This is a genomic window from Paenibacillus litoralis (assembly GCF_046244365.1).
GTDB lineage: Bacteria > Bacillota > Bacilli > Paenibacillales > NBRC-103111 > Paenibacillus_V.
This window is the reverse complement of record NZ_CP176395.1, coordinates 8,417,989-8,444,424: the sequence shown is the minus strand read 5'-3', so window position 1 is coordinate 8,444,424 and position 26,436 is coordinate 8,417,989. Positions and strand designations below refer to the sequence as shown.

Below are 26,436 nucleotides of genomic sequence, written 5' to 3'. Positions count from 1 at the left end.
ATATGGTATTATTATAAAATGTCAGTATTAGGATGGGTCAATTGTCTTTAGTTGATTAAAATGTCAAGTCTTTTTTCGGAGGGGTGCATAAAATTTTGACATTTGACGTATAATGTTAAAATTTTAGGTAAATCTACTGGGTAGAAGATATTGGCATTTTTGCTGCCAGAAAGACACGGATCCGTTCGATTCGGCCGGACTCGGTGCGTGAAATTGGAAGGCTTCGAAAGGGGCTTTTCTTGTTTTTTTAGTAGACTTGAGGGGTGAATCTAAGTTGGCGGGACATCTTGTTCAATTTGGTCGACGTAAACGTAGAACTTATGCACGTATTAATGAGGTGTTGGACGTTCCAAACCTGATCGAGATTCAGCAAAGCTCGTATCAGTGGTTTTTGGATGACGGACTTCGCGAGATGTTTCAAGATATTTCCCCGATTCAGGACTTTACGGGCAATTTGGTGCTGGAGTTTATCGACTACAGCCTCGGAGAACCGAAATATACGGTTGACGACGCCAAGGAACGCGATGTCACGTATGCTGCGCCACTCCGGGTTAAAGTTCGCTTGCTGAATAAGGAAACGGGAGAAGTCAAGGAACAGGAAGTGTTTATGGGCGATTTTCCGCTCATGACCGAGACGGGCACTTTTATTATTAACGGTGCGGAACGTGTCATCGTCAGTCAGCTCGTTCGCTCTCCCAGCGTCTACTTCAGCACGAAAGTCGATAAGAACGGCAAGAAAACATTTACCGCTACCGTAATTCCGAATCGTGGCGCATGGCTCGAGCTGGAGACGGATGCGAAAGATATCATATATGTGCGGATCGACCGGACGCGGAAAATTCCAGTGACGGTTTTGCTTCGCGCACTCGGCTTCGGTACGGATGCCGAGATTTTGGATTTGCTCGGCGATGACGAGTATATTCGCAATACGTTGGACAAGGACAACACCGATTCGACGGAGAAAGCGCTGATCGAGATTTACGAGCGTCTTCGTCCGGGCGAGCCGCCGACGCTTGATAACGCCAAGAGTCTCTTGGTGGCGCGGTTCTTCGACCCGAAACGGTATGACTTGGCTAACGTCGGACGTTACAAAATCAACAAAAAGCTGCATATCAAAAACCGCCTTTTCAACCAGCGTCTGGCGGAAACGCTCGTCGATCCGGAAACGGGTGAAATCGTGGCGGAATCCGGACAAATGCTGGATCGCCGTTTGCTTGACGAAGTGCTCCCGTTCCTTGAAAAGGGTGTGGGTCTCGGCGAATACGGCGTTCAAAGCGGTTTGACGGAATCCGACCGTTTCGAAATGCAGTGCATTCAAGTGTACTCGCCTGTTGAAGAGGGCAAAGTCATTAAAGTCATCTCCAACGGCATGATCGACAAGTCGGTCAAGAACATTACACCGGGCGACATCATTTCGTCCATCAACTACTTCATCAACTTGCTGCACGGCATCGGCAGCACGGACGATATCGACCATCTTGGTAACCGTCGTCTTCGTTCGGTTGGCGAGCTGCTTCAAAATCAGTTCCGTATCGGCTTGTCCCGTATGGAGCGCGTAGTTCGCGAACGGATGTCGATTCAAGACGCGAACGTCATCACGCCGCAAGCGCTGATCAACATTCGACCGGTTATCGCGTCGATTAAAGAGTTTTTCGGAAGCTCCCAGTTGTCGCAGTTTATGGACCAAACGAACCCGCTTGCCGAGCTTACGCACAAACGTCGTTTGTCCGCTCTCGGACCCGGCGGTTTGACGCGGGAACGCGCCGGCTTTGAAGTTCGTGACGTCCATCACTCCCACTATGGCCGGATGTGTCCGATCGAGACGCCGGAGGGTCCGAACATCGGACTGATCAACTCCTTGTCTACGTTCGCCCGCATCAACGAATACGGGTTTATTGAAGCACCGTACCGCTGGGTGGATCCGAAGACGGGTAAAGTAACCGAGCAGATCGCTTACCTTACTGCGGACGAGGAAGATAACTACGTCATCGCACAAGCGAACGCGGATTTGACCGCAGAGGGAACATTCGCTAACGATTCGGTTATCGTGCGTTACAAGGATGATATTTTGACGCTCCCTAGAGAGCGCGTTGACTATATGGACGTTTCCCCTAAACAGGTTGTATCGGTTGCGACGGCGCTCATTCCGTTTCTGGAGAATGATGACTCCAACCGCGCCCTGATGGGATCGAACATGCAGCGTCAAGCCGTTCCTCTTCTTATTCCGAAGTCGCCTTTGGTAGGAACGGGGATGGAGCATAAGTCCGCTAAGGACTCCGGTGTTTGTATTGTTTCCAAAGTTGACGGCGTTGTTGAGCGTGTGTCGGCTAACGAAATTTGGGTGCGGCGCCAAGAAATGATTAACGGCAAACTCGTTAACGGCGACTTGGTTAAACACAAGCTGCATAAATTCATGCGTTCCAACCAAGGAACATGCATCAACCAGCGTCCGATCTGCCGCCGCGGCGAGAAAATCAAAGTAGGCGACATCTTGGCGGACGGACCGTCCACGGAGCTTGGCGAGTTGGCGCTTGGGCGCAACGTCGTCGTCGGCTTTATGACGTGGGAAGGGTATAACTACGAGGATGCGATCTTGTTAAGCGAGAAGCTTGTCAAAGAGGACGTCTACACGTCGATTCATATTGAAGAGTATGAATCGGAAGCGCGCGATACGAAGCTTGGACCGGAAGAGATTACACGCGATATTCCGAACGTAGGGGAAGACGCGCTCAAAAATCTCGACGAACGCGGCATCATTCGCGTTGGTGCGGAAATCGCAGCCGGCGACATCCTCGTGGGTAAAGTTACGCCTAAAGGGGTAACGGAGCTGACGGCCGAGGAAAGATTGCTCCATGCGATCTTCGGTGAGAAAGCGCGCGAAGTTCGCGATACATCGCTTCGCGTACCGCATGGTACGGACGGGATCGTCGTTGACGTGAAAGTGTTTACCCGGGAGAACGGAGACGAGCTGCCGCCGGGCGTAAACCAATTGGTTCGCGTCTACATCGCGCAAAAGCGGAAAATTTCCGAAGGCGATAAAATGGCCGGCCGTCACGGTAACAAAGGGGTTATCGCCCGTATTTTGCCGGAAGAGGATATGCCGTTCCTGCCGGACGGTACGCCGGTCGAAGTCGTTCTTAACCCGCTGGGGGTTCCTTCGCGGATGAACATCGGGCAGGCGTTCGAGGTCCATCTGGGCATGGCCGCGAAAGCGCTCGGTATCCATACGGCAACGCCTGTCTTTGACGGCGCGCGTGAGGATGACGTTTTCGATACGATGGTGGAAGCCGGCATGCAGCGCAGCGGTAAGACGAAGCTGTACGACGGTCGTACCGGGGAAATGTTCGAACGTGAAGTTACCGTCGGCGTCATGTACATGATCAAGCTGGCGCACATGGTTGACGATAAAATCCATGCCCGTTCCACGGGACCATACTCGCTCGTTACGCAGCAGCCGCTCGGCGGTAAGGCGCAGTTCGGCGGACAGCGCTTCGGGGAGATGGAAGTTTGGGCGCTTGAGGCATACGGTGCCGCGTATACGCTCCAGGAAATTTTGACCGTCAAGTCGGACGATGTCGTAGGACGCGTGAAAACGTACGAATCGATCGTCAAGGGCGAGAATGTTCCTGAACCGGGCGTACCGGAGTCGTTCAAGGTATTGATTAAAGAGCTTCAAAGCTTGGGTATGGACGTGAAGATCCTTTCCGAGAACGAGGAAGAGATCGAAATGAAAGAAATGGATGAAGATGACGATACCGCAAGCGATAAGCTGAACCTGAATCTGGAAGGCTCGGAAATGGGTGCGGAATAATAAGGCGGCGGCAGCTGAAAAGCTGCCCGTCCGCGTATGCGGACAATACGGTTTTACAGCAAAGTAATACAATCTAAAGGAGGGTTGCTCCTTGATCGACGTTAATAACTTTGAGTATATGAAGATCGGTTTGGCCTCGCCCGAGAAGATCCGCTCGTGGTCGCGCGGGGAAGTAAAGAAGCCGGAAACGATCAACTACCGTACGCTGAAGCCTGAGAAAGAAGGGCTTTTCTGCGAGAAAATTTTCGGGCCTACGAAGGACTGGGAATGTCATTGCGGCAAATACAAGCGTGTCCGCTATAAAGGCGTTGTCTGCGATCGCTGCGGCGTCGAAGTAACCCGTCAAAAAGTGCGCCGTGAGCGTATGGGCCATATCGAATTGGCTGCGCCTGTTTCGCATATTTGGTATTTCAAAGGAATTCCGAGCCGCATGGGTCTTGCTCTCGATATGTCGCCGCGCTCCTTGGAGGAAGTTATCTACTTCGCATCCTACGTTGTAACGGATCCAGGGGATACGCCGCTTGAGAAGAAGCAGCTTCTTTCGGAGAAGGAATACCGCAGTTACCGCGAGAAGTACGGCTATGCGTTCCAAGCCGGCATGGGTGCGGAAGCAGTCAAAAAGCTGCTTCAAGACATCGATTCCGACAAAGAGGTCGATTCCCTCAAGGAAGAACTGAAAACCGCGCAAGGGCAGCGTCGTAACCGCGCCATTAAACGGCTTGAAGTTCTGGAAGCATTCCGTAATTCCAAAAATATGCCGGAGTGGATGGTGCTGGACGTACTGCCCGTTATTCCTCCGGAGCTTCGTCCGATGGTTCAATTGGACGGCGGCCGTTTTGCCACCTCCGACTTGAACGATTTGTACCGCCGCGTAATCAACCGGAACAACCGTCTGAAGCGTCTTCTTGATCTGGGCGCACCTGACATTATCGTACAGAACGAGAAACGGATGCTTCAGGAAGCGGTTGACGCCTTGATCGACAACGGCCGCCGCGGCCGTCCGGTAACAGGTCCGGGTAACCGTCCGCTTAAATCTTTGAGCCACATGCTTAAAGGGAAGCAAGGGCGTTTCCGTCAAAACTTGCTCGGTAAGCGGGTCGACTATTCCGGCCGTTCCGTTATCGTTGTAGGACCAAGCTTGAAAATGTATCAATGCGGCCTTCCTAAGGAAATGGCGCTTGAGCTCTTCAAGCCGTTCGTCATGAAGGAACTCGTCAATAAAGGTCTTGCCCATAATATCAAGAGCGCGAAACGTAAAGTGGAGCGCATTAGCCCGGAAGTATGGGACGTGCTTGAGGAAGTCATTAAAGAGCACCCGGTTCTTCTGAACCGTGCCCCCACGCTTCACAGACTCGGGATTCAGGCGTTCGAGCCGATTCTCGTCGAAGGTCGTGCGATCAAGCTGCATCCGCTCGTTTGTACGGCGTACAACGCCGACTTTGACGGTGACCAAATGGCCGTTCACGTTCCGCTTTCCGCGGAAGCGCAAGCGGAAGCTCGCCTGCTGATGCTGGCTGCGGGCAACATTTTGAACCCGAAAGACGGCAAGCCGGTCGTAACGCCTTCTCAAGATATGGTTCTCGGTTGTTTCTACTTGACCATGTCCAATCAGGAAGCGATCGGAACGGGCTCGATTCTGAGCTCCGTGCATGACGCGTTCTCGATGTATCACCGTGGCATGGGCTCGCTGCACTCTGTCGTAGCTATCCCGGCCAAGGCGCTCAATAAAACAAGCTTTACCGAAAAGCAGCAAAACGCGATGCTGATTACGACGATCGGGAAAATCATCTTCAACCAAGTATTCCCTCCCGATTTCCCGTATATCAACGAGTCGACGAAGTTGAATTTGCTGACCGGTATTCCCGACGATTACTTTGTATTCGAGAAGGGCGCGAATATTCGCGAGCGCATTGCGAATTTCCCTGACAAAGTGGCGGTAGGTAAAGAATACCTCGGTACGATCATCGCGGAATGTTTCCGCCGTTACAAAACGACGCAAACGTCAATGATCTTGGACCGCATCAAGGAAACCGGATTTACGTATTCGACCCGAGCGGGCATTACGATTGCCGTTTCCGACGTTACGGTTCCGGACGAGAAGAACGTCGTTCTTCGCGAATCCGAAGAGAAGGTCCGTGTGGTTACAAACCATTACCGCCGCGGCTTGATCACGGATGACGAGCGTTATGACCGCGTCATCGAAATTTGGGGTGCAGCGAAGGATGTCATTACGGACATTCTGATGAAATCCTTGAATAAATTCAATTCCATCAACATGATGGTGGAATCCAAAGCGCGGGGTAACAAATCGCAAATTACGCAGCTTGGCGGGATGCGCGGACTCATGGCGACACCGACAGGCCGGATTTACGAATTGCCGATCAAATCGAACTTCCGTGAAGGCCTGACTGTCTTGGAATACTTCATCTCCACGCACGGTGCCCGTAAAGGTCTTGCGGATACGGCGCTGCGTACAGCGGACTCGGGTTACTTGACCCGCCGTCTTGTTGACGTTGCTCAGGACGTAATCGTTCGTGAGGAAGACTGCGGAACGGATAAAGGCATCATTGTCAGCCAAATCCGCGACGGTAAAGAGGTCATTGAAGACCTGTACGACCGTATCGAGGGTCGTTATTCCTTCGAAGTCATCAAACACCCGGTAACGGGCGAAGTCATCGTAAGCCGCAACGAGCTGATCAATGCCAATATCGCGGACAAAATCATCGGCGCAGGCATCGACCGCGTACAGATTCGTTCCGTGCTCAGCTGCCGTACGCGCCATGGCGTGTGCAACCGCTGCTACGGACGTAACCTGGCGACCGGCCAGCACGTGGAAATCGGCGAAGCGGTCGGCATTATCGCGGCGCAATCGATCGGGGAGCCGGGAACCCAGCTCACGATGCGTACGTTCCATACCGGCGGTGTTGCCGGAGATGACATCACGCAAGGTTTGCCGCGTATCCAGGAGCTTTTCGAAGCGCGTAATCCGAAAGGGCAAGCGACGATTTCCGAGCTCGACGGCACGGTAGTCGAAATTCGCGAAGCCAAGGACCGCCGCGAAATCGAAGTGCAAGGCGAAGCGGAATCCAAAGTGTACACCGTTACTTTCGGTTCGCGTATTCGCGTTACGAAGGGTCAAGTCATCGAAGCAGGCGACGAACTCACCGACGGTTCGATCGACCCTAAGGAAATGCTGCGCATCAAAGGGATCCGCGGCGTGCAGAACTATATTTTGCAAGAAGTTCAGCGCGTTTACCGGAACCAGGGCGTAGAAATCAACGACAAGCACATCGAAGTCATGATTCGTCAGATGCTGCGTAAAATCCGGATTATCGATGCCGGAGATACGACGCTTCTCCCGGGTGCATTCGTCGATCTGCACGAATATGAAGCGGCTAACCGCGATGCGCTGTTTGCCGGCAAAGAGCCTGCCGTTGCCAAGCCGATCTTGCTTGGTATCACGAAAGCCTCGCTGGAAACGGACTCCTTCTTGTCCGCAGCTTCCTTCCAAGAGACGACGCGCGTCCTTACGGATGCCGCGATCAAAGGGAAGGTCGACCAACTACTCGGCCTGAAAGAGAACGTCATTATCGGGAAGCTGATTCCAGCCGGTACCGGTATGGCGCGCTATCGCAATATCCGCGTGCTCGATCCGAACGAGCCGGAAGTTATCGAAGAAGAAGGAACCGAGCTGGCGGCCGATACGCAAGCTGACGGCGAGGTAGCGGTAGAAGTATAAGCTAAGCAAGGCCGATAAGTTTTTTTGCTTAGGAACGATCAAAAATGCCGTGCCGGGGATGAACCTATTTTTGGGACGTTCTTGACACGGCATTTTTGAAATGATAATATAACGAAGTGTGCCGAAAAGGATATTTGACGTTCTGTCCTTTGGAGGATGTTTTATGTCTTATGAGAGAGTGAAACAGGCCGGCAAACTATGCATAGGCACGAAGCAATCCACTAAGCTGGTGGAGCTTGGCAAGGCTAACGAGGTTTTTGTTGCTAAGGATGCAGATCCGAGAATGACAAATAAGATGGTGAATCTCTGCAAGAAGATGGGCGTGAAAGTTACCTACGTCGATACGATGAAGCTGCTTGGCAAATCATGCGGAATCGAAGTTGGTGCGGCCGTGGTTGCAGTGGTGAATGAATAATGATTAACAATGTTTTTGTCTGCGAGTGAACAAGCTGGTGCGATCCTGCAGTTGCTAGGGAATTCGGTAGGCAGAAACATTTCCTTTGTTCGTTTGCGAATCGCCTGGATCTGTGGGCTTGCAATTCAGTTGTTCATTTGGGAAGGAGGTGGCGACATGCCAACAATCAATCAGCTAGTACGCAAAGGCCGTGAGGCGAAAGTGACGAAATCCAAGTCTCCTGCACTTCAGAAGGGCTTCAACGCCCTGAAACGTGAGGAAACCGATTTGAGCGCTCCGCAAAAACGCGGCGTCTGCACTCGTGTAGGCACGATGACTCCGAAGAAACCGAACTCGGCTCTTCGTAAATATGCGCGTGTTCGTTTGACGAACCGTGTAGAGGTTACGGCTTACATTCCGGGTATCGGACATAACCTGCAAGAGCACAGCGTCGTTCTCGTACGCGGCGGCCGGGTAAAAGATTTGCCAGGGGTACGTTATCATATCGTTCGCGGCGCGCTGGATACGGCTGGGGTTAACAACCGTAAACAAGCTCGTTCCAAATACGGTACGAAACGTCCGAAAGTGAAGAAGTAATGCGAAACTCAATATGGATGAATAATTGGAGAAAGGGGGATAACTATGCCACGTAAAGGTCCCGTAACTCGTAGAGACGTGTTGCCAGATCCGATCTATAACAGCAAGTTGGTTACTCGTTTAATCAACCGCATTATGATCGATGGTAAACGCGGGGTAGCACAAACAATTCTTTATGATGCATTTAACGTAATCCGCGAACGCACTGGAAAAGACCCAATGGAAGTGTTCGAACAGGCTATCAAGAACATCATGCCTGTCCTTGAGGTGAAAGCGCGTCGTGTAGGTGGAGCGAACTATCAAGTGCCAATCGAAGTGAAGCCGGAGCGCCGGACATCGCTTGGATTGCGTTGGTTGGTCAACTACTCCCGCCACCGCGGTGAGAAAACAATGGAAGACAGACTGGCTTCCGAAATCATCGATGCTAGCAACAACACAGGCGCATCGGTTAAGAAACGCGAAGATACGCACAAAATGGCTGAAGCGAACAAAGCGTTTGCTCACTACCGTTGGTAGGATTAAGCCGACTACAATAGGAAGAAAGGAGACATGCACATGGCAAGGGAGTTCTCCTTGAAAGATACACGGAATATCGGGATCATGGCGCATATTGACGCTGGTAAGACGACCACGACCGAACGTATCTTGTTCTATACCGGACGTACTCACAAGATCGGCGAAGTGCACGAAGGTGCAGCGACGATGGACTGGATGGAACAAGAGCAGGAGCGCGGAATCACGATTACGTCCGCCGCTACTACGGCTCAATGGAAAGGTCACCGCATCAATATTATCGACACCCCGGGGCACGTTGACTTCACCGTTGAAGTTGAACGTTCCCTCCGCGTACTCGATGGAGCTGTAGGTGTATTCAGCGCGAAAGAAGGCGTTGAGCCTCAATCCGAAACCGTTTGGAGACAAGCGGACCGTTACGGCGTACCTCGTATTGCGTATGTCAACAAGATGGATATCATCGGAGCCGATTTCCTCAACGTTATCGATTCCATGCGTGACAGACTGCAAGCGAATGCCGTAGCAATCCAGCTTCCAATCGGTGCAGAAAATGATTTTACGGGGATCATCGACATTGTCGAAGAAAAAGCCCACATGTTCAAAGACGATCTTGGTAAGGAAGTCGACATTGTCGAAGTACCAGCATCGCATAAGGACAAAGTGGCTGAGCTTCGCTTGGAGCTGATCGAGAAGGTTGCCGAGCTTGACGAAGAATTGACGATGAAATACCTCGAGGGTGAAGAAATCACTATCGAGGAATTGAAACGCGCTCTTCGTAAAGGCGTCTGCGAAGTGAAAATCTTCCCAGTCGTTTGCGGTTCTTCTTACCGTAATAAAGGCGTTCAAATGATGATCGACGCTGTCGTTGATTATCTTCCGTCGCCGGTTGACGTTCCTGATATCAAAGGTACTTTGGAAGATGGAACAGAAGAGATTCGCAAATCTGCCGATGATCAACCGTTTGCCGCTTTGGCATTCAAAATCATGACAGATCCGTTTGTCGGTAAATTGACATTCTTCCGCGTATACTCGGGCGTTCTTCAATCGGGTTCGTACGTTCTGAATGCAACTAAAGGCAAACGCGAGCGTATCGGCCGTATTCTTCAAATGCATGCGAACAGCCGTCAAGAAATCTCCGAAGTCTATTCGGGCGATATCGCGTCTGCCGTAGGCTTGAAGGATACAGGAACAGGCGACACGCTTTGCGACGAGAAGCATCCGATTATCTTGGAATCGATGAACTTCCCTGATCCGGTAATCGAGATTGCGATCGAGCCAAAAACAAAAGTCGACCAAGACAAAATGGGGATTGCCATCTCCAAATTGACTGAGGAAGACCCAACGCTTAGAGCACATACCGACGAAGAAACGGGTCAAACCATTCTTGCTGGTATGGGCGAACTCCACTTGGAAATCATCGTAGACCGTATGCGTCGCGAATTCAAAGTGGAAACGAACGTTGGTAAACCGCAAGTTGCTTACCGTGAAACATTCCGTTCTTCCGCGAAAGTGGAAGGAAAGTTTGTCCGCCAATCCGGTGGTCGCGGTCAATACGGACACGTATGGGTCGAGTTCGAGCCTCTCGAGGCAGGATCTGGCTTTGTGTTCGAAAGCAAAGTTGTCGGCGGTTCCGTACCTCGTGAGTACATCGCTCCTGCTCAAGCCGGTATTGAAGAGTCCATGAAGAACGGCGTTATTGCCGGCTTCCCGCTCGTTGATATCAAAGCTACGATCTTTGACGGATCGTACCATGATGTTGACTCCAGCGAAATGGCGTTCAAAATCGCGGGTTCGATGGCGCTTAAAGCAGCTAAGGAGAAATGTAATCCTGTTCTGCTTGAGCCAATCATGAAGGTAGAAGTAACAGTGCCAGAAGAGTACATGGGCGATGTAATGGGTATGCTGAACTCCCGCCGCGGTCGTATCGAAGGTATGGATACACGCTCGGGCGCGCAAATTATCCGTGCTAAGGTGCCTTTGTCCGAAATGTTCGGTTATTCGACCGTTCTTCGTTCCGGTACGCAAGGTCGCGGCGTGTTCTCGATGGAACTCTCCCACTATGAAGAAGTGCCTAAGTCTATCGCGGAAGAAATTATCGCGAAGCACAAAGGCGCATAAAATAATAATTGTCCCTATTGAGGAGGTAGTTTAACAATGGCAAAAGCGAAATTTGAACGCAATAAGCCGCACGTTAACATCGGTACTATCGGTCACGTTGACCATGGTAAAACAACGCTGACAGCGGCTATCACAACAGTATTGTCCAAAAAATACGGCGGTGCGGCTGTAGCTTTCGACCAAATCGACAAAGCTCCAGAAGAGCGCGAGCGCGGTATCACAATCTCCACAGCTCACGTTGAATACGAAACACCTAACCGTCACTACGCTCACGTTGACTGCCCAGGCCACGCCGACTATGTTAAAAACATGATCACCGGCGCAGCTCAAATGGACGGCGCGATCCTGGTTGTATCCGCAGCTGACGGCCCAATGCCGCAAACTCGCGAGCACATCCTGCTCTCCCGTCAAGTAGGCGTACCTTACATCGTCGTATTCATGAACAAATGCGACATGGTAGAAGACGAAGAGTTGCTTGAGCTGGTTGAAATGGAAATTCGCGACTTGCTGTCCGAGTACGAATTCCCAGGCGACGATACTCCAATCGTTCGCGGTTCCGCTCGTGAAGCTCTGCAAAACCCAGATGGCGAGTGGGCTCAAAAGATCGTTGAGCTGTTCGAGCAAATCGACACTTACATCCCAACTCCAGAGCGTCAAACTGACAAACCTTTCCTTATGCCTGTCGAGGACGTATTCTCGATCACTGGCCGTGGTACGGTTGCTACAGGTCGCGTAGAGCGCGGTGCTGTTAAAGTCGGCGACGAGATCGAAATCGTTGGTCTTGCTGAAGAAACTAAAAAATGCATCGTAACAGGCGTAGAAATGTTCCGCAAATTGCTTGACTCCGCTCAAGCTGGCGACAACATCGGCGCACTGCTTCGTGGCGTTGACCGTAACCAAATCGAGCGTGGACAAGTTTTGGCTAAGCCAAACTCCGTTAAACCACACACGAACTTCTCGGCTCAAATCTACGTTCTGACTAAAGAAGAGGGTGGACGTCACAAGCCTTTTTTCACAGGCTACCGTCCTCAATTCTACTTCCGTACAACTGACGTAACTGGCGTTATCACTCTGCCAGAAGGTACGGAAATGGTTATGCCAGGCGACAACATCACGGTTTCTGTTGAACTGATCGCTCCAATCGCGATCGAAGAAGGTACTCGCTTCGCGATCCGCGAAGGCGGCCGTACAGTAGGCGCTGGCGCTGTAGCAACAATCACTAAGTAATACGACAATGAAGCGAAAGCTTCATGTTGAGCCCTTACCGGATCTTTCCGGTGAGGGCTTTTTAATTAGAGCTTGCATTTTATTTTCATTTTTTATATAATAGTGAGCGTTGGTCTGTGACGTTGCGATGATGTGAGAGGTTGCTGATACACCCGGCCCCTTTGCCATGGGAGGTTATCGGAGAATTTTCACGGAGTATGTCCGATACAAAATTGGGCGATAGAAGGAGGGGACTCAAATGGCAAAACAAAAGATTCGTATCCGTTTAAAGGCATACGATCACAGAATTCTTGACCAGTCCGCAGAGAAAATCGTGGAGACGGCGAAACGTTCCGGTGCAGGTGTGTCCGGTCCGATTCCGCTTCCGACTGAGAAGCAAATCATTACGATTCTGCGTGCGGTGCACAAGTACAAGGATTCGCGGGAGCAATTCGAAATGCGCACACATAAGCGTTTGATCGACATTGTCAACCCGACACCACAAACCGTTGACGCGCTTATGCGTTTGGATTTGCCGTCCGGCGTGGACATTGAGATCAAACTTTAATATCGGAGTACACACGTAAAGGAAAAGAGGTGTCAACATGACAAAGGGTATCTTAGGCAAAAAGCTGGGCATGACTCAGGTGTTTACGCCAGATGGTAACGTAGTTCCGGTAACCGTAATCCAAGCAGGTCCTTGCGTGGTTCTGCAGAAGAAAGATTCCGAGAACGACGGCTACGAAGCCATTCAAATCGGCTACAGCGACAAGAAAGAAAAGAATGCGACGAAACCGGAAATCGGTCACGCTAAAAAAGCGGGCGCCGCTCCTAAGCGCTACATTAAAGAAATTCGTGGTGTTGAGTTGACAGCATACGAGGTTGGCCAAGAAATCAAAGCTGATCTGTTTGCAGAAGGCGAATTCGTTGATGTAACGGGTATTTCCAAAGGTAAAGGCTTCACAGGTACGATCAAAAGATGGGGTCAATCGCGCGGTCCTATGGCGCACGGTTCCCGTTATCACCGTGGTCCGGGTTCGATGGGCTCGATCCAAGCAAACCGTGTACCAAAAGGCAAGCACTTGCCAGGACATATGGGTAACGAAACGGTAACATTGCAAAACCTGCAAGTCGTTAAAGTCGATGCAGAACGTAACGTGCTTCTCGTTAAAGGTTCCATTCCGGGCCCTAAAAACAGCTTCGTTACCGTGAAGTCGACTGTTAAAAAGTAAGAAAGCCGGAAAGGAGGATTTCACATGCCAAAAGTAGCAGTATACAACGTGAGCGGTGCACAAGTTGGGGAAATCGAATTGTCCGATGCAGTATTCGGAATCGAGCCGAACAAACATGTGCTGCATGATGCGGTTGTCATGCAACAGGCTTCCCTTCGTCAAGGAACACATGACACCAAGGGACGTTCTGAAGTTCGTGGCGGCGGTCGTAAGCCGTGGAAACAAAAAGGAACAGGTCGTGCTCGTCAAGGAAGCATTCGCGCGCCTCAATGGAAAGGCGGCGGTATCGTTTTCGGACCGACACCTCGCAGCTATGCTTATAAACTGCCGAGAAAAGTTCGTCGTCTGGCGATCAAATCGGCGCTGTCTTCGAAAGTAATTGCGAATGAAATCATCGTTCTTGATCAGCTGGCAATGGCGCAGCCGAAAACGAAAGAATTCGCGAATATCCTTAACAACCTGAAGGTTGAGCGCAAAGCGCTTGTAGTCGCTTCGCAATTCGACGACAACGTGGCTTTGTCTGCACGCAACATCCCAGGCGTGAAATTCGTTAGCGCAGAAGGCATCAACGTTCTTGATGTTCTCGTGCACGACAAATTGATCATTACGAAGGATGCCGTTCAGAAGGTAGAGGAGGTGCTTGCGTAATGAAAAATCCTCGTGATATTATCAAGCGCCCGCTGATTACGGAGCGCTCCAGCGACTTGATGGCTAACAAGAAATACGTTTTCGAAGTTGACATTCGTGCCAACAAAACCGAAATCAAGCAGGCGATCGAGCAAATTTTCAAAGTGAAAGTGACTACGGTCAACACATTGAGAATGCCTGCTAAACCTAAACGCTACGGTCGTCATTCCGGCTATACGTCCGAATGGAAAAAAGCGATTGTTAGCTTGAGCGCGGAAAGCAAAGAACTTGAGTTCTTTGAATCGGTGTAACAAGACTTCTGTGAAGTAAGGAGGGAAACGACGTGCCAGTAAAAAAGTATAAACCAACCTCGCCGGCAAGACGTGCGATGTCCGTTTCGACATTTGAAGAAATCACGACATCCACACCGGAGAAATCGTTGCTTGCGCCGCTTAGCAAGAATGCAGGCCGTAACAACCAAGGTAAAATTACGGTCCGTCATCAAGGCGGCGGACATAAGCGTAAATACCGGATTATCGACTTCAAACGTACTAAAGATGGAATACCAGGACGCGTTGCTACGATCGAATACGATCCAAACCGCTCTGCAAACATCGCTCTGATCAACTACGCCGATGGAGAGAAACGCTACATCATCGCTCCAAAAGGTCTGAAGGTGGACGACGTGATTACGTCCGGACCGGCTTCCGACATCAAAATCGGCAACGCGCTTCCGCTCGAGAACATCCCGGTCGGTACCGTTATCCACAACATCGAATTGAAGCCTGGCAAAGGCGGACAATTGGTGCGTGCGGCAGGAACGGAAGCACAGCTTCTTGGTAAAGAAGAAGAGTATGTGACGATCCGCTTGTCCTCCGGCGAAATGCGTAAAATCTTGAAAACTTGCCGCGCGACTGTAGGCTCTGTTGGTAACGAAGACCACGAGCTCGTCAAAATCGGTAAAGCAGGCCGTTCCCGTTGGCTCGGCAAGCGTCCTGAAGTGCGCGGGGTAGTAATGAACCCTGTCGATCACCCACACGGTGGTGGTGAAGGCCGTGCGCCAATCGGACGTAAGTCGCCGATGTCTCCATGGGGCAAACCGACCTTGGGCTTCAAAACGCGCAAGAAGAAAAAAGCATCGAATAAGTACATTGTTCGTCGTCGTACGAAATAATTTACGATATTGCGTAAGGTTCGATGAAGGGAGGATTTATCCATGGGTCGCAGCTTGAAAAAAGGGCCGTTTATCGACGGTTACCTGATGAAAAAGGTCGAAGTGATGAACGAGGCTAGCAAGAAGGTCGTCATCAAAACGTGGTCCCGTCGTTCTACGATTTTCCCACAATTCGTTGGGCATACATTCGGTGTATACGACGGCAAAAAACACGTTCCGGTATATGTGACGGAAGACATGGTTGGTCACAAGCTCGGTGAGTTCGCGCCAACCCGTTCCTACAAAGGTCACACGGACGACGATAAGAAAACCGGCAAGCGCTAAAAACGGCGCTGCCTCTGAAATGTTCGAGAGGAGGTACTACTATGCAAGCAACTGCTAATGCAAGATATATCCGGATCGCTCCTCGGAAGGTTCAATTGGTTATCGATCTGATTCGCGGTAAGCAAGTTGGCGAAGCGATCGCAATCCTGCGCCATACGCCTAAAGCAGCATCTCCGGTTCTGGAGAAAGTGCTGAACGCGGCTATTGCCAATGCGGAGCACAACCATTCGCTCGATCCGAGCAAACTGGTGATCACGCAAGCATTCGTGAATCACGGACCGGTCATGAAACGGTTTCAACAACGTGCGATGGGCCGCGCAAGCGCCATTCGCAAACGGACTAGCCACATTACGTTAGTGGTATCTGAAAAATAAGGAGGGATAACGTGTGGGTCAAAAAGTAAGTCCGATTGGACTACGGGTTGGTATTATTCGCGACTGGGAATCCAAATGGTACGCGGAGAAGGAATACGGCACGCTGTTGCTTGAAGACGTCAAGATTCGTGAATACTTGAAGGGTAAACTCAAGGATTCCGCAGTTTCCCGTTTTGAAATTGAACGTGCGGCTAACCGTGTTAACGTCACGATTCACACCGCTAAGCCAGGTATGGTAATCGGTAAAGGCGGCGCGGAAGTGGAAGTTATTCGCGCTTACCTGACGAAGCTTACCGGCAAAAAAGTTCATATCAACATCACCGAGATCAAAACTCCGGACCTGGATGCGATTCTCGTTGCAGAAAGCATTGCACAACAATTGGAGCGTCGCGTATCTTTCCGCCGCGCCATGAAACAAGCGATCCAACGTACGATGCGTATGGGTGCTAAAGGTATCAAGGTTTCCACTAGCGGCCGTCTTGGCGGCGCTGAGATCGCTCGTACGGAAGGTTACAGCGAGGGTACGGTACCTCTGCACACCCTGCGTGCGGACATCGACTACGGAACCGCTGAAGCACACACGACATACGGCCGTATCGGCGTTAAAGTATGGATTTATCGTGGAGAAGTTCTTCCTACTGCGAAGAAGAAAGCTGCTCCGGAAGGAGGAAAATAATCATGTTGGTACCTAAGCGTGTGAAACACCGGAAAGAACATCGCGGCAACATGAAAGGTCGCGCCAAAGGCGGCACGGAAGTGGCGTTTGGCGAATTTGGCCTTCAAGCGATGGAGCCGGCATGGGTAACGAACCGTCAAATCGAAGCCGCTCGTATTGCTATGACTCGTTATATCAAACGGGGCGGTAAAGTATGGATCAAAATTTTCCCTTCCAAGCCGATTACGCAAAAGCCGCTTGAAGTACGGATGGGTAGCGGTAAAGGTAACGTTGAGAAGTGGGTTTCCGTCGTGAAGCCAGGCAAAATTCTGTTCGAATTGGCCGGCGTAAGCGAAGAAATCGCGCGTGAAGCAATGCGTCTTGCCGCTCACAAGCTGCCGATCAAGACGAAATTTGTGAAACGCGAAGAACTGGGTGGTGAAGCAAATGAAGGCTAGTGATATTCGTAATTTGACCACTGCTGAGATCGAAGTAAAAATTTCCGGATTTAAAGAAGAACTCTTTAACCTCCGTTTTCAACTGGCTACCGGCCAACTGGATAACCCTACTCGCATTCGTGACGTGCGTAAAGAGATTGCTCGTGCCAAAACGATTTTGCGTGAAAGAGAACTGGGGATCGGTTAATTAACCAGAAACCTAGAGAGGAGGATGTACCATGAGCGAACGCAATGAACGCAGAGTACAAATCGGCAAAGTCGTTAGCGACAAAATGGATAAAACGATCGTAGTTGCCGTTGAAACGTACAAAAAGCATGACTTGTACCACAAACGGATCAAATACACGAAAAAGTTCAAGGCGCATGACGAGAACAACCAAGCGAAAATCGGGGACACCGTAAAAATTATGGAGACTCGCCCGCTGTCGAAAGATAAGCGTTGGAGATTGGTTGAAGTCGTAGAAGTTGCGGTAATTGTATAAAAAAATCGACTCGGAACAAGTAGTTTTTGAAGGGAGGGTATTCGAATGATTCAACCTCTTACACGGTTACAAGTAGCTGACAACTCTGGCGCGAAGCAACTGATGTGCATTCGTGTCCTTGGTGGTACTGGACGTCGGGTGGGTCATATCGGCGATTTGATCATCTGCTCCGTTAAAGAAGCAACACCAGGCGGCGTTGTCAAAAAAGGTGACGTAGTAAAAGCAGTTATCGTTCGTACGAAGAGCGGTGCTCGCCGTAAAGACGGTTCGTACATCACGTTCGACGAAAATGCGGCAGTTATCGTTAAAGACGACAAAAGCCCGCGCGGCACGCGTATTTTCGGGCCAGTGGCACGCGAACTTCGCGATAGAGATTTTATGAAAATCGTTTCTCTGGCTCCGGAAGTTATCTAATTCCGTAAGAGTCATGGGTTACTCAGGTTTAGGAGGTGTAATCGAACATGCCGAAAACAGGTAAGAAGCTGGAGTCCCACAACAATAAGCTTCATGTTAAAAAAGACGACACGGTATTCGTTATTACCGGTAAAGATAAAGGTAAAAAAGGCCGCGTTATCGCCGCTTATCCACGTGAAAACCGCGTTCTCATCGAAGGCGTAAACATGGTGAAGAAGCACGCGAAGCCAACGCAGCAAAACCCGCAAGGCGGAATCCTTACGCAAGAGGCGCCAATTCACGTCTCCAACGTAATGCTGATCGATCCGAAGAGCGGACAACCGACTCGCGTCGGGTACAAGGTGCTCGAGAACGGTAAAAAAGTGCGGGTTGCCAAGAAATCTGGCGAAGTAATCGACTAATCGTTAGCTGGAAAGGAGGTACGTGAAACATGGCAGCAAGAATGAAGGATCGTTACCTGAACGATATTACACCTGCTTTGATGCAGAAGTTTACCTATACAAGCGTCATGCAAGTTCCAAAAATCGAGAAGGTCGTCATCAACATGGGTGTTGGCGAAGCGACGAGCAACTCGAAAATTTTGGACAATGCGGTTGAAGATCTCCGTCTGATCTCCGGTCAAAAACCGGTTATTACACGGGCTAAAAAATCCATCGCGGGCTTCAAGCTTCGTGAAGGAATGCCAATTGGCGTGAAAGTGACACTGCGCGGCGAGCGCATGTACCACTTCCTCGACAAGCTGTTCAACGTAACGCTTCCGCGCGTCCGCGACTTCCGTGGCGTATCGGCTAAGGCGTTCGATGGCCGCGGTAACTATACGCTTGGCTTGAAAGAGCAATTGATCTTCCCGGAAATCGAGTATGACAAAGTGGACAAAGTCCGCGGTATGGACATTGTTATTGTCACTACGGCTAAATCGGACGAAGAATCGCGCGAATTGCTGGCTCAACTGGGCATGCCGTTCGTGAAGTAAATCGTAAAGAACTTTACGGAGGTGGAAAAATAAGTGGCAAAAACTTCGATGATCGTCAAGCAACAGCGCAAACCGAAGTTTAAGGTGCAAGCCTATACGCGCTGCGAACGTTGTGGACGTCCGCATTCCGTTTTGCGCAAATTTAAAATTTGCAGAATATGTTTCCGTGAATTAGCATACAAAGGCCAGATCCCTGGCGTTCGTAAAGCAAGCTGGTAATGACTTATAGTTCGGGAAGGAGGTTCGCAATATGGTTATGTCAGATCCGATTGCAGATATGTTAACTCGTATTCGCAACGCAAATATCGTTCGTCACGAAACCGTAGAAATTCCGGCTTCCAAGATCAAGAGGGAGATCGCGGAAATCCTGAAAAAGGAAGGTTTCATCCGTGACGCCGAATATGTTCAAGACAACAAGCACGGGATCATCCGTTTGTTCTTGAAATACGGTCCTAACAATGAACGTGTAATCACGGGATTGAAACGGATCAGCAAGCCGGGACTTCGCGTGTACACGAAGTCGATGGAAGTACCGCGCGTTCTGGGCGGACTCGGCTTAGCGATCATCTCGACGTCGAAAGGCGTTATGACAGACAAAGAAGCTCGTCAGTCGAAATCCGGCGGCGAAGTCGTCTGCTACGTTTGGTAATGAACTAGATAGCGATTGGAGGTGTAAGCATGTCTCGTATTGGACGCAAACCCATTACTGTACCTGGCGGCGTTAACGTTACTTTGGACAATACGGTTATCACCGTAAAAGGACCAAAAGGGACGCTATCCCGTGAGCTGCATAAAGATATGAAAGTTACTGTTGAAGAAAACGTGATTTCGGTAGAACGCCCGTCCGACAACAAACTGCACCGTTCCCTTCACGGAACGACTCGCAGCGTCGTGGCCAACATGGTTAGCGGCGTAACGGAAGGCTTCTCCAAAACGTTGGAACTCGTTGGTGTAGGTTACCGTGCGAACAAAAGTGGAGAGAAGCTGGTTTTGAACGTCGGCTACTCGCACCCAGTTGAAATTCAACCGGAAACAGGCATCGAATTCGAAGTACCAACCAACACTCGTATTATCATTAAAGGTATCGATAAAGAGCGCGTAGGCGCAACTGCTGCACAAGTTCGTGCCGTACGTGAACCAGAGCCGTATAAAGGCAAAGGGATCAAGTATGAAGGCGAACGCATTCTTCGTAAAGAAGGTAAAGCAGGCAAGAAGAAGTAAGAACGGCCTAGCGGCTTAAAGTAAGCGGAAAGGAGTGAATTTCCCAATGATTACTAAAGGCGATAAAAACAAATCGCGTCTGAAAAGACATCTTCGGGTACGTAAGAAAATCAACGGCACGACAGTTCGCCCACGGTTGAACGTATTTCGTTCCTCGAAACATATGTACGCTCAAATCATCGACGATGTGAAAGGCGTAACGATCGCTGCAGCATCGACGCAGGATAAAGAGCTTCAAGAAGCGGTGAAAAACGGCGGAAACGTTGAGGCAGCTCGTCAAGTTGGCGCTTTGATCGCAAAACGTGCGAAAGAAAGCGGCATTGAGCATGTTGTTTTCGACCGCGGAGGTTACCTGTACCATGGACGTATTCAAGCTTTGGCTGACGCTGCGCGTGAAGCAGGACTTGAATTCTAACCGTAACTTTCAATGATAAGGAGGTAAAAAACTTGCGTGTAGATCCGAATACGTTAGATCTTAAAGATAAAACCGTACACATCAACCGTGTAGCGAAAGTCGTAAAGGGCGGACGCCGGTTTAGCTTCAGCGCACTCGTTGTCGTCGGAGACGGAAACGGTTGGGTAGGCGCCGGTATCGGTAAAGCTGGCGAAGTCGGCGATGCCATCAAGAAGGGTATCGAAGATGCGAAGAAAAACCTGATCCACATTCCGATCGTTGGCACTACAATCCCGCATTTGGTTACTGGTAAGTTTGGCGCAGGCCGCGTGCTTCTGAAGCCGGCTTCCCAAGGTACCGGAGTTATCGCGGGCGGTCCTGTTCGTGCAGTTCTTGAACTTGCAGGCATCGGTGATATTCTGACAAAATCGTTAGGCTCTTCGAACTCCATCAACATGGTAAATGCTACGTTGGAAGGCTTGCAACGCTTGAAAAAAGCGGATGAAGTGGCCAAACTTCGCGGTAAAACTGTTGAAGAGCTCTTGGGTTAGGAGGGGAAAAGAATGGCTAACCAATTACAGATTACCCTCAAACGCAGCTTGATCGGCCGTCCGGAAACGCAACGCGTAACAGTGAAAACGTTGGGTCTGTCCAAGTTGCATCAATCGGTTACTCACCAAGATAACGCGGCTATCCGCGGTATGGTGAACAAAGTAAGTCATCTGGTTGAAGTAAAAGAAGTATAAACCTGAATAAGGTTTCGAATAACAAAAAACGCTAAGGAGGTGCACAACGATGAAACTACATGAGTTAGCTCCAGCTCCTGGTTCCCGTCAAACCCGTAAACGTATCGGTCGCGGTATCGGTAGCGGTACTGGCAAAACGGCCGGTAAAGGTCACAAAGGTCAAAACGCTCGTTCGGGTGGCGGCGTTCGTCCTGGCTTTGAGGGTGGTCAAAACCCTTTGTACCGTCGTCTGCCTAAGCGCGGATTCAACAACATCTCCCGCAAGGAGTACGCGATTGTTAACATCGAGGAACTGAATAAATTCGCAGCTGGTACTGAAGTAACTCCAGAATTGCTTATGGAGTCCGGTATCGTAAAAAGTCCGAAGAGCGGCATTAAAGTTCTCGGAAACGGAGAAGTTACTGTTAAATTGACAGTGAAGGCGAATAAGTTCTCTCAATCTGCGGTAGATAAAATCAAGGCTGCCGGCGGTCAAACCGAGGTGATTTGATGTTTAGAACGATCTCTAACATCATGAAAGTAGACGATCTGCGTAAGCGTATCATGTTTACGCTTCTCGTTCTGATCGTCTACCGGATTGGTGCTTTTATCCCGGTGCCTAACATCGACTCCCAATTCCTGAAGGCTATCGACCAGCAATCCAATGATGTGTTCGGTCTACTGAATACATTCTCGGGTGGTGCGTTGTTCCAATTCTCCATCTTCGCGATGGGGATCACGCCGTATATTACGGCTTCGATCATCGTACAGCTGCTATCGATGGATGTCATTCCAAGGTTTGCGCAATGGGCTAAGGAAGGCGAAGTCGGAAGAAAGAAGTTGGCGCAAATCACGAGATACGGCACGATCGTGCTCGGCCTTATTCAAGGCTACGGCGTATCGATCGGCTTCAACAATTACTACGGTTCACTTGTCATCAACCCGTCGTTCGCGACATATACGTTGATTGCGATCGTATTGACCGCAGGTGTTGCGTTTCTCATGTGGTTGGGTGAACAAATTACCGAGAATGGTATCGGGAACGGGATCTCAATCATCATTTTTGCGGCGATTGTCGCCGGATTCCCATCGGCAGGAAAACAGATTTATCAAAAGCTGTTTGTCGATGCAGGCGATGCGTTGTTTTTAAACATTATTCTCGCCGTGTTGATCGTCGTAGCGATTATCCTGATTATCGCCGGCACTATCTATGTACAACAAGGTGTACGGAAGATTCCTGTCCAGTATGCTAAGCGTGTTGTTGGACGTAAGATGTACGGTGGTCAATCAACGCACATTCCGATGAAAGTCAATGCAGCAGGTGTTATTCCGGTTATCTTCGCGATGTCCCTGCTCGTTTTCCCGGCGACTATCGCCCAGTTCTGGAGCGGTAACGTTGTGGCTGACTGGATCATTAGACATTTCAGCCTAACGAGTAATTCGCCACTCGCGATTGTGCTTTATATCCTTCTGATTATCGGATTTACTTACTTCTACACATTCGTGCAGATCAATCCGATGCAGATGGCCGATCAAATGAAGAAGAACGGCGGCTATATTCCGGGCATCCGTCCGGGTAAAACAACGGCCATGTATTTGACTCGCGTGATGACGCGCATTACGCTTTCCGGTGCGTTATTCTTGGCTGCCATATCGATTCTGCCAATGATATTTACCAAGCTAGCCGATTTGCCAAACTCCGTACAAATCGGAGGCACATCGCTGTTAATCGTCATCGGCGTCGGTTTGGAGACGATGAAGCAGATCGAAAGCCAATTGATCAAACGTCACTACAAAGGGTTTATCAATAAATAGACGGCAGCTTCTGCTTTTTCATAACAGCGACAGCTGCTCGTTTGTTTGTATGCTTGAACGGGTGATGTACGGGGAGGTAAAGCAAGGTGAATATCCTGTTTATGGGCCCTCCGGGAGCCGGTAAGGGCACGCAGGCTGAACGGATTGTCAGTGAATTCGGAATTCCGCATATCTCGACGGGCGATGCGTTCCGGCTCGCAATGAGTCAAGGAACACCGCTTGGCGTGGAAGCGAAAAAATATGTCGATCAAGGACTGCTTGTGCCGGACGAAATCACGAACGGCATCGTACGCGAAAGGCTTCAACAGCCGGACGCCGAAAAAGGCTTCCTGCTCGATGGCTTTCCCCGCACGATCGCTCAAGCCGAAGCGCTTGATGAGATGCTGCGGGCTATGGGCAGAAGCATCGATCATGTGATCAACCTCGCGGTTGACCGCGATAAGCTGCTTGCCCGATTGACCGGACGCAGAATTTGCAAATCGTGTGGCGCAACGTACCATGTCATCTTCAATCCGTCCAAGACGGAAGGCGTGTGCGACCGTTGTTCCGGCGAATTGTATCAACGTTCCGACGATACCGAAGAAAAAGTCGGTACTCGGCTCGATGAATATTTGAACAAAACCGCTCCGCTGCTTGCGTATTACGAGAAGCAGGGCATTTTGCGTCAAGTGGACGGCGAGCAAGAGATCGACAATGTTTCCAAGGACATTCAAACGTTGCTGCGAGGTCAAGCGTAATGATCATTTGTAAGACCGACAGCGAATTGAAGCTTATGCGGGAAGCCGGTCGGATTGTTGCGGAAACGCACAAGACGCTTGAAAAAGCAATCGTGCCGGGAATCACAACAAGAGAACTTGATGCGATCGCCGAAGCGTTTATTCGTAGTCAGGATGCAATCCCGTCTTTCAAAGGTCTCTATGGTTTTCCAGCCAGTATTTGTGCTTCCATTAACGAACAATTGGTTCACGGTATACCAGGCGACCGGAAATTAAACGAAGGCGACATCATCAGCATTGATATTGGCGCACAGTATCAGGGCTATCACGGCGACTCGGCATGGACCTATCCGGTCGGTACGATTTCGGATACGGCAAGGAAGCTTTTGGAGGTTTCCGAACGCTCTTTGTACACAGGTCTTGAAGAGGCAAAGTCAGGTGTTCGTCTGTATGCAATCTCGCACGCGATCCAAAAATGCATTGAGAACGAAGGGTTTTCCGTTGTTCGCGAATACGCGGGACACGGTATCGGCAAACAATTGCACGAAGATCCGCAGATTCCGAATTACGGGTTACCGAATCACGGACCGCGGCTGAAATCGGGCATGGTTTTGGCAATAGAGCCAATGGTCAACGCCGGTCAGCGCTATGTCAAGACGCTGCAGGACAACTGGACGGTCGTAACGGTGGACGGATCGATATGCGCGCATTTCGAGCATACGATTGCGATCACCGATGACGGTTACGAAATTCTGACGAAGCCGGGAACGTAGGGGATGAATGCCGTGATTGAACGAAACCAAGCTCAGCTCGGACAAATCGTCAAAGTACTGCGCGGCAGAGATACAGAAAAGGTTGCCGTCATTGTCGGCATTGTGGACGAACGTTTTGTTCTTCTGGCCGACGGCGACAAGCGGAAATTTGACCAGCCGAAACGAAAAAACCTGCTGCATCTTCAATTGCAAAATGTGATCAGTCGTGAAGTTGTGGAAAGTTTAAAAGAAACCGGTCGTGTGACCAACGGCAAATTAAGGTACGCAGTCAATAAATTTGTCGAAAATGAGCAAGCAGAAGCACTGGAGAAAGGAGAATAACCATGGCCAAAGAAGATGTGATTGAAGTCGAAGGAACGGTTATCGAACCGCTTCCGAACGCAATGTTTAAGGTTGAGCTCGAGAACGGACACAGAATACTGGCGCATGTATCCGGAAAGATCCGCATGCACTTCATTCGGATTTTGCCGGGCGACAAAGTGACCGTGGAGCTTTCCCCGTACGACCTGACTCGAGGCCGGATCACGTATCGTTTCAAATAGATCGGATCCGATAAAGTTTAGAACGGTAATTTGGGCTTTCTGCGATGAGCTTACAGCTTAAGGATTCGATTCAAGCTTTGTTAAGCAAAGCTTTGCGGATGCTTACGATGCGAGCTTTGCCGCGTAAAGCTTAGCGGAATCTTACGAAGCGAGCTTTGCATCGCAAAGCTTAGCCAATGCTTACGAAGCAAGCTTTGCTAGGCAAAGCTTTTAGGAGGTAACAACAATGAAGGTGAGACCGTCGGTTAAACCGATTTGTGAGAAATGCAAGGTAATCAAGCGCAAAGGCAACGTAATGGTCATTTGCGAAAATCCTAAGCATAAACAAAAACAAGGGTAAGGAGGTGCATCTTACAAGATGGCTCGTATAGCTGGAGTAGACTTACCGCGTGACAAGCGTGTAGAAATCGCTTTGACGTACATTTTCGGCATCGGTAAAACAACGTCGCAAAACATTCTTGCTACAACTGGCGTTAACGCAAACACTCGCGTTCGCGATCTGACAGAAGACGAAGTAAGCAAACTTCGTGAACAGATCGACAAAAACGTTAAGGTGGAAGGCGACCTTCGTCGTGAAATCGCGCTGAACATCAAGCGCCTGATCGAAATCGGTTCCTACCGTGGAATTCGTCACCGTCGTGGCCTGCCTGTTCGCGGTCAACGTACGAAAACGAATGCACGTACTCGCAAAGGTCCGCGTCGTACCGTAGCGAACAAGAAGAAATAATAAGGGGGGATAAAGCAAATGGCAAAACCGAAAAAAGTCGTCCGTACCAAGCGTCGTGACCGTAAAAATATTGAGACTGGAGTAGCGCACATCCGCTCCACATTCAACAATACGATCGTTACCATTACGGATCCGCACGGCAACGCCATCTCCTGGGCAAGCTCGGGTAACCTTGGCTTCAAGGGATCCAAGAAAAGCACGCCTTTCGCGGCGCAAATGGCAGCAGAAACTGCAGCTAAAGCAGCGATGGAGCATGGTATGAAAACTGTCGAAGTCATGGTTAAAGGTCCTGGCGCAGGCCGTGAAGCGGCAATCCGCTCCCTGCAGGCTGCTGGTCTTGAAGTGAACCTGATTAAAGACGTAACTCCAGTCCCGCATAATGGCTGCCGCCCACCAAAACGTCGTCGTGTCTAATTCAGGATCGCTCGGTGG

Annotated in this window: 36 protein-coding genes; all 36 read left to right on the top strand. The window is 50.1% G+C overall.

The features are described 5' to 3' along the window. Positions 1-256 precede the first annotated feature (256 nt). The 36 genes from rpoB (at position 257) to rpsK (ending at position 26,418) form a co-directional block, all read left to right on the top strand. Positions 257-3,811, top strand: coding sequence for a DNA-directed RNA polymerase subunit beta (gene rpoB, locus ACKGJP_RS35585; protein ID WP_409343426.1), 3,555 nt, complete (start codon positions 257-259; stop codon positions 3,809-3,811). 91 nt (positions 3,812-3,902) lie between these two features. Further along, positions 3,903-7,550 (top strand): DNA-directed RNA polymerase subunit beta', encoded by a 3,648-nt coding sequence (rpoC, locus tag ACKGJP_RS35580; RefSeq protein ID WP_409343425.1) that lies wholly within the window; start codon positions 3,903-3,905, stop codon positions 7,548-7,550. A gap of 163 nt (positions 7,551-7,713) precedes the next feature. Continuing rightward, the gene (locus ACKGJP_RS35575; RefSeq protein WP_409343424.1) at positions 7,714-7,965 is read left to right on the top strand and encodes a ribosomal L7Ae/L30e/S12e/Gadd45 family protein; all 252 of its coding nucleotides are present in this window, start codon (positions 7,714-7,716) and stop codon (positions 7,963-7,965) included. 156 nt (positions 7,966-8,121) lie between these two features. After that, positions 8,122-8,541: a 30S ribosomal protein S12 gene (gene rpsL, locus ACKGJP_RS35570; protein ID WP_113036270.1), complete on the top strand. Its 420-nt coding sequence runs from the start codon at positions 8,122-8,124 to the stop codon at positions 8,539-8,541. 45 nt (positions 8,542-8,586) lie between these two features. Next, positions 8,587-9,057 (top strand): 30S ribosomal protein S7, encoded by a 471-nt coding sequence (rpsG, locus tag ACKGJP_RS35565; protein WP_113036271.1) that lies wholly within the window; start codon positions 8,587-8,589, stop codon positions 9,055-9,057. 39 nt (positions 9,058-9,096) lie between these two features. After that, the gene (gene fusA, locus ACKGJP_RS35560; protein WP_409343423.1) at positions 9,097-11,172 is read left to right on the top strand and encodes an elongation factor G; all 2,076 of its coding nucleotides are present in this window, start codon (positions 9,097-9,099) and stop codon (positions 11,170-11,172) included. Between the two features lie 36 nt (positions 11,173-11,208). Further along, positions 11,209-12,399: an elongation factor Tu gene (tuf, locus tag ACKGJP_RS35555; RefSeq protein ID WP_409343422.1), complete on the top strand. Its 1,191-nt coding sequence runs from the start codon at positions 11,209-11,211 to the stop codon at positions 12,397-12,399. A 238-nt stretch (positions 12,400-12,637) separates the two neighbouring features. Then, entirely contained in the window at positions 12,638-12,946 is a 309-nt protein-coding gene (gene rpsJ, locus ACKGJP_RS35550; RefSeq protein WP_005544556.1) for a 30S ribosomal protein S10, read from the top strand. A gap of 37 nt (positions 12,947-12,983) precedes the next feature. Then, positions 12,984-13,610, top strand: coding sequence for a 50S ribosomal protein L3 (rplC, locus tag ACKGJP_RS35545; RefSeq protein WP_409343421.1), 627 nt, complete (start codon positions 12,984-12,986; stop codon positions 13,608-13,610). Between the two features lie 24 nt (positions 13,611-13,634). Then, complete coding sequence (rplD, locus tag ACKGJP_RS35540; RefSeq protein WP_409343420.1) at positions 13,635-14,258, top strand: 50S ribosomal protein L4; 624 nt, start codon at positions 13,635-13,637, stop codon at positions 14,256-14,258. After that, positions 14,258-14,548: a 50S ribosomal protein L23 gene (gene rplW / locus ACKGJP_RS35535; RefSeq protein WP_409343419.1), complete on the top strand. Its 291-nt coding sequence runs from the start codon at positions 14,258-14,260 to the stop codon at positions 14,546-14,548. The genes rplD and rplW overlap by 1 nt, the downstream gene beginning before the upstream one ends. A 32-nt stretch (positions 14,549-14,580) precedes the next feature. Next, positions 14,581-15,411: a 50S ribosomal protein L2 gene (gene rplB / locus ACKGJP_RS35530; protein ID WP_409343418.1), complete on the top strand. Its 831-nt coding sequence runs from the start codon at positions 14,581-14,583 to the stop codon at positions 15,409-15,411. A gap of 42 nt (positions 15,412-15,453) precedes the next feature. Then, the gene (gene rpsS, locus ACKGJP_RS35525; RefSeq protein WP_409343417.1) at positions 15,454-15,735 is read left to right on the top strand and encodes a 30S ribosomal protein S19; all 282 of its coding nucleotides are present in this window, start codon (positions 15,454-15,456) and stop codon (positions 15,733-15,735) included. Between the two features lie 41 nt (positions 15,736-15,776). After that, positions 15,777-16,109, top strand: a complete 333-nt coding sequence (gene rplV / locus ACKGJP_RS35520) for a 50S ribosomal protein L22 (protein WP_409343416.1) — start codon at positions 15,777-15,779, stop codon at positions 16,107-16,109. Between the two features lie 13 nt (positions 16,110-16,122). After that, on the top strand, positions 16,123-16,785 hold the full coding sequence (rpsC, locus tag ACKGJP_RS35515; RefSeq protein ID WP_409343415.1) for a 30S ribosomal protein S3: 663 nt from the start codon (positions 16,123-16,125) through the stop codon (positions 16,783-16,785). Between the two features lie 2 nt (positions 16,786-16,787). Continuing rightward, positions 16,788-17,222: a 50S ribosomal protein L16 gene (gene rplP, locus ACKGJP_RS35510; protein WP_409343414.1), complete on the top strand. Its 435-nt coding sequence runs from the start codon at positions 16,788-16,790 to the stop codon at positions 17,220-17,222. After that, positions 17,212-17,409: a 50S ribosomal protein L29 gene (gene rpmC / locus ACKGJP_RS35505; protein ID WP_409343413.1), complete on the top strand. Its 198-nt coding sequence runs from the start codon at positions 17,212-17,214 to the stop codon at positions 17,407-17,409. Before rplP ends, rpmC begins: the two co-directional genes overlap by 11 nt. A gap of 31 nt (positions 17,410-17,440) precedes the next feature. Next, the gene (gene rpsQ, locus ACKGJP_RS35500) at positions 17,441-17,704 is read left to right on the top strand and encodes a 30S ribosomal protein S17 (protein WP_409343412.1); all 264 of its coding nucleotides are present in this window, start codon (positions 17,441-17,443) and stop codon (positions 17,702-17,704) included. A gap of 45 nt (positions 17,705-17,749) precedes the next feature. Beyond that, a complete protein-coding gene (gene rplN, locus ACKGJP_RS35495; RefSeq protein WP_409343411.1) occupies positions 17,750-18,118 on the top strand; it encodes a 50S ribosomal protein L14 in 369 nt (122 codons plus the stop codon). A gap of 47 nt (positions 18,119-18,165) precedes the next feature. After that, a complete protein-coding gene (gene rplX / locus ACKGJP_RS35490) occupies positions 18,166-18,519 on the top strand; it encodes a 50S ribosomal protein L24 (protein WP_409343410.1) in 354 nt (117 codons plus the stop codon). Positions 18,520-18,548: 29 nt separating this feature from the next. Next, positions 18,549-19,091, top strand: a complete 543-nt coding sequence (gene rplE / locus ACKGJP_RS35485; protein WP_409343409.1) for a 50S ribosomal protein L5 — start codon at positions 18,549-18,551, stop codon at positions 19,089-19,091. Between the two features lie 33 nt (positions 19,092-19,124). Continuing rightward, on the top strand, positions 19,125-19,310 hold the full coding sequence (locus tag ACKGJP_RS35480) for a type Z 30S ribosomal protein S14 (protein WP_113036287.1): 186 nt from the start codon (positions 19,125-19,127) through the stop codon (positions 19,308-19,310). A 31-nt stretch (positions 19,311-19,341) separates the two neighbouring features. Next, positions 19,342-19,740: a 30S ribosomal protein S8 gene (gene rpsH, locus ACKGJP_RS35475; protein ID WP_113036288.1), complete on the top strand. Its 399-nt coding sequence runs from the start codon at positions 19,342-19,344 to the stop codon at positions 19,738-19,740. Between the two features lie 29 nt (positions 19,741-19,769). Next, positions 19,770-20,312 (top strand): 50S ribosomal protein L6, encoded by a 543-nt coding sequence (rplF, locus tag ACKGJP_RS35470; RefSeq protein ID WP_409343408.1) that lies wholly within the window; start codon positions 19,770-19,772, stop codon positions 20,310-20,312. 46 nt (positions 20,313-20,358) lie between these two features. Then, on the top strand, positions 20,359-20,727 hold the full coding sequence (gene rplR / locus ACKGJP_RS35465; protein WP_409343407.1) for a 50S ribosomal protein L18: 369 nt from the start codon (positions 20,359-20,361) through the stop codon (positions 20,725-20,727). 32 nt (positions 20,728-20,759) lie between these two features. Beyond that, positions 20,760-21,257: a 30S ribosomal protein S5 gene (gene rpsE, locus ACKGJP_RS35460; RefSeq protein WP_409343406.1), complete on the top strand. Its 498-nt coding sequence runs from the start codon at positions 20,760-20,762 to the stop codon at positions 21,255-21,257. A 12-nt stretch (positions 21,258-21,269) separates the two neighbouring features. Next, on the top strand, positions 21,270-21,452 hold the full coding sequence (gene rpmD, locus ACKGJP_RS35455; protein ID WP_409343405.1) for a 50S ribosomal protein L30: 183 nt from the start codon (positions 21,270-21,272) through the stop codon (positions 21,450-21,452). A 49-nt stretch (positions 21,453-21,501) separates the two neighbouring features. Beyond that, on the top strand, positions 21,502-21,942 hold the full coding sequence (gene rplO, locus ACKGJP_RS35450; protein ID WP_409343404.1) for a 50S ribosomal protein L15: 441 nt from the start codon (positions 21,502-21,504) through the stop codon (positions 21,940-21,942). After that, positions 21,942-23,246 (top strand): preprotein translocase subunit SecY, encoded by a 1,305-nt coding sequence (secY, locus tag ACKGJP_RS35445; protein ID WP_409343403.1) that lies wholly within the window; start codon positions 21,942-21,944, stop codon positions 23,244-23,246. Before rplO ends, secY begins: the two co-directional genes overlap by 1 nt. A gap of 86 nt (positions 23,247-23,332) precedes the next feature. Beyond that, on the top strand, positions 23,333-23,983 hold the full coding sequence (locus ACKGJP_RS35440; protein WP_409343402.1) for an adenylate kinase: 651 nt from the start codon (positions 23,333-23,335) through the stop codon (positions 23,981-23,983). After that, positions 23,983-24,735, top strand: a complete 753-nt coding sequence (gene map, locus ACKGJP_RS35435; RefSeq protein WP_409343401.1) for a type I methionyl aminopeptidase — start codon at positions 23,983-23,985, stop codon at positions 24,733-24,735. The genes ACKGJP_RS35440 and map overlap by 1 nt, the downstream gene beginning before the upstream one ends. A gap of 3 nt (positions 24,736-24,738) precedes the next feature. Then, positions 24,739-25,056 (top strand): hypothetical protein, encoded by a 318-nt coding sequence (locus ACKGJP_RS35430; protein ID WP_409343400.1) that lies wholly within the window; start codon positions 24,739-24,741, stop codon positions 25,054-25,056. Positions 25,057-25,058: 2 nt separating this feature from the next. Beyond that, the gene (gene infA, locus ACKGJP_RS35425; protein WP_113036298.1) at positions 25,059-25,277 is read left to right on the top strand and encodes a translation initiation factor IF-1; all 219 of its coding nucleotides are present in this window, start codon (positions 25,059-25,061) and stop codon (positions 25,275-25,277) included. A 226-nt stretch (positions 25,278-25,503) separates the two neighbouring features. Next, entirely contained in the window at positions 25,504-25,617 is a 114-nt protein-coding gene (gene rpmJ / locus ACKGJP_RS35420; protein WP_023388342.1) for a 50S ribosomal protein L36, read from the top strand. Between the two features lie 18 nt (positions 25,618-25,635). Beyond that, a complete protein-coding gene (gene rpsM, locus ACKGJP_RS35415; protein WP_409343399.1) occupies positions 25,636-26,004 on the top strand; it encodes a 30S ribosomal protein S13 in 369 nt (122 codons plus the stop codon). Positions 26,005-26,022: 18 nt separating this feature from the next. Beyond that, entirely contained in the window at positions 26,023-26,418 is a 396-nt protein-coding gene (gene rpsK / locus ACKGJP_RS35410) for a 30S ribosomal protein S11 (protein WP_409343398.1), read from the top strand. The last annotated feature ends 18 nt before the right edge of the window (positions 26,419-26,436 follow it).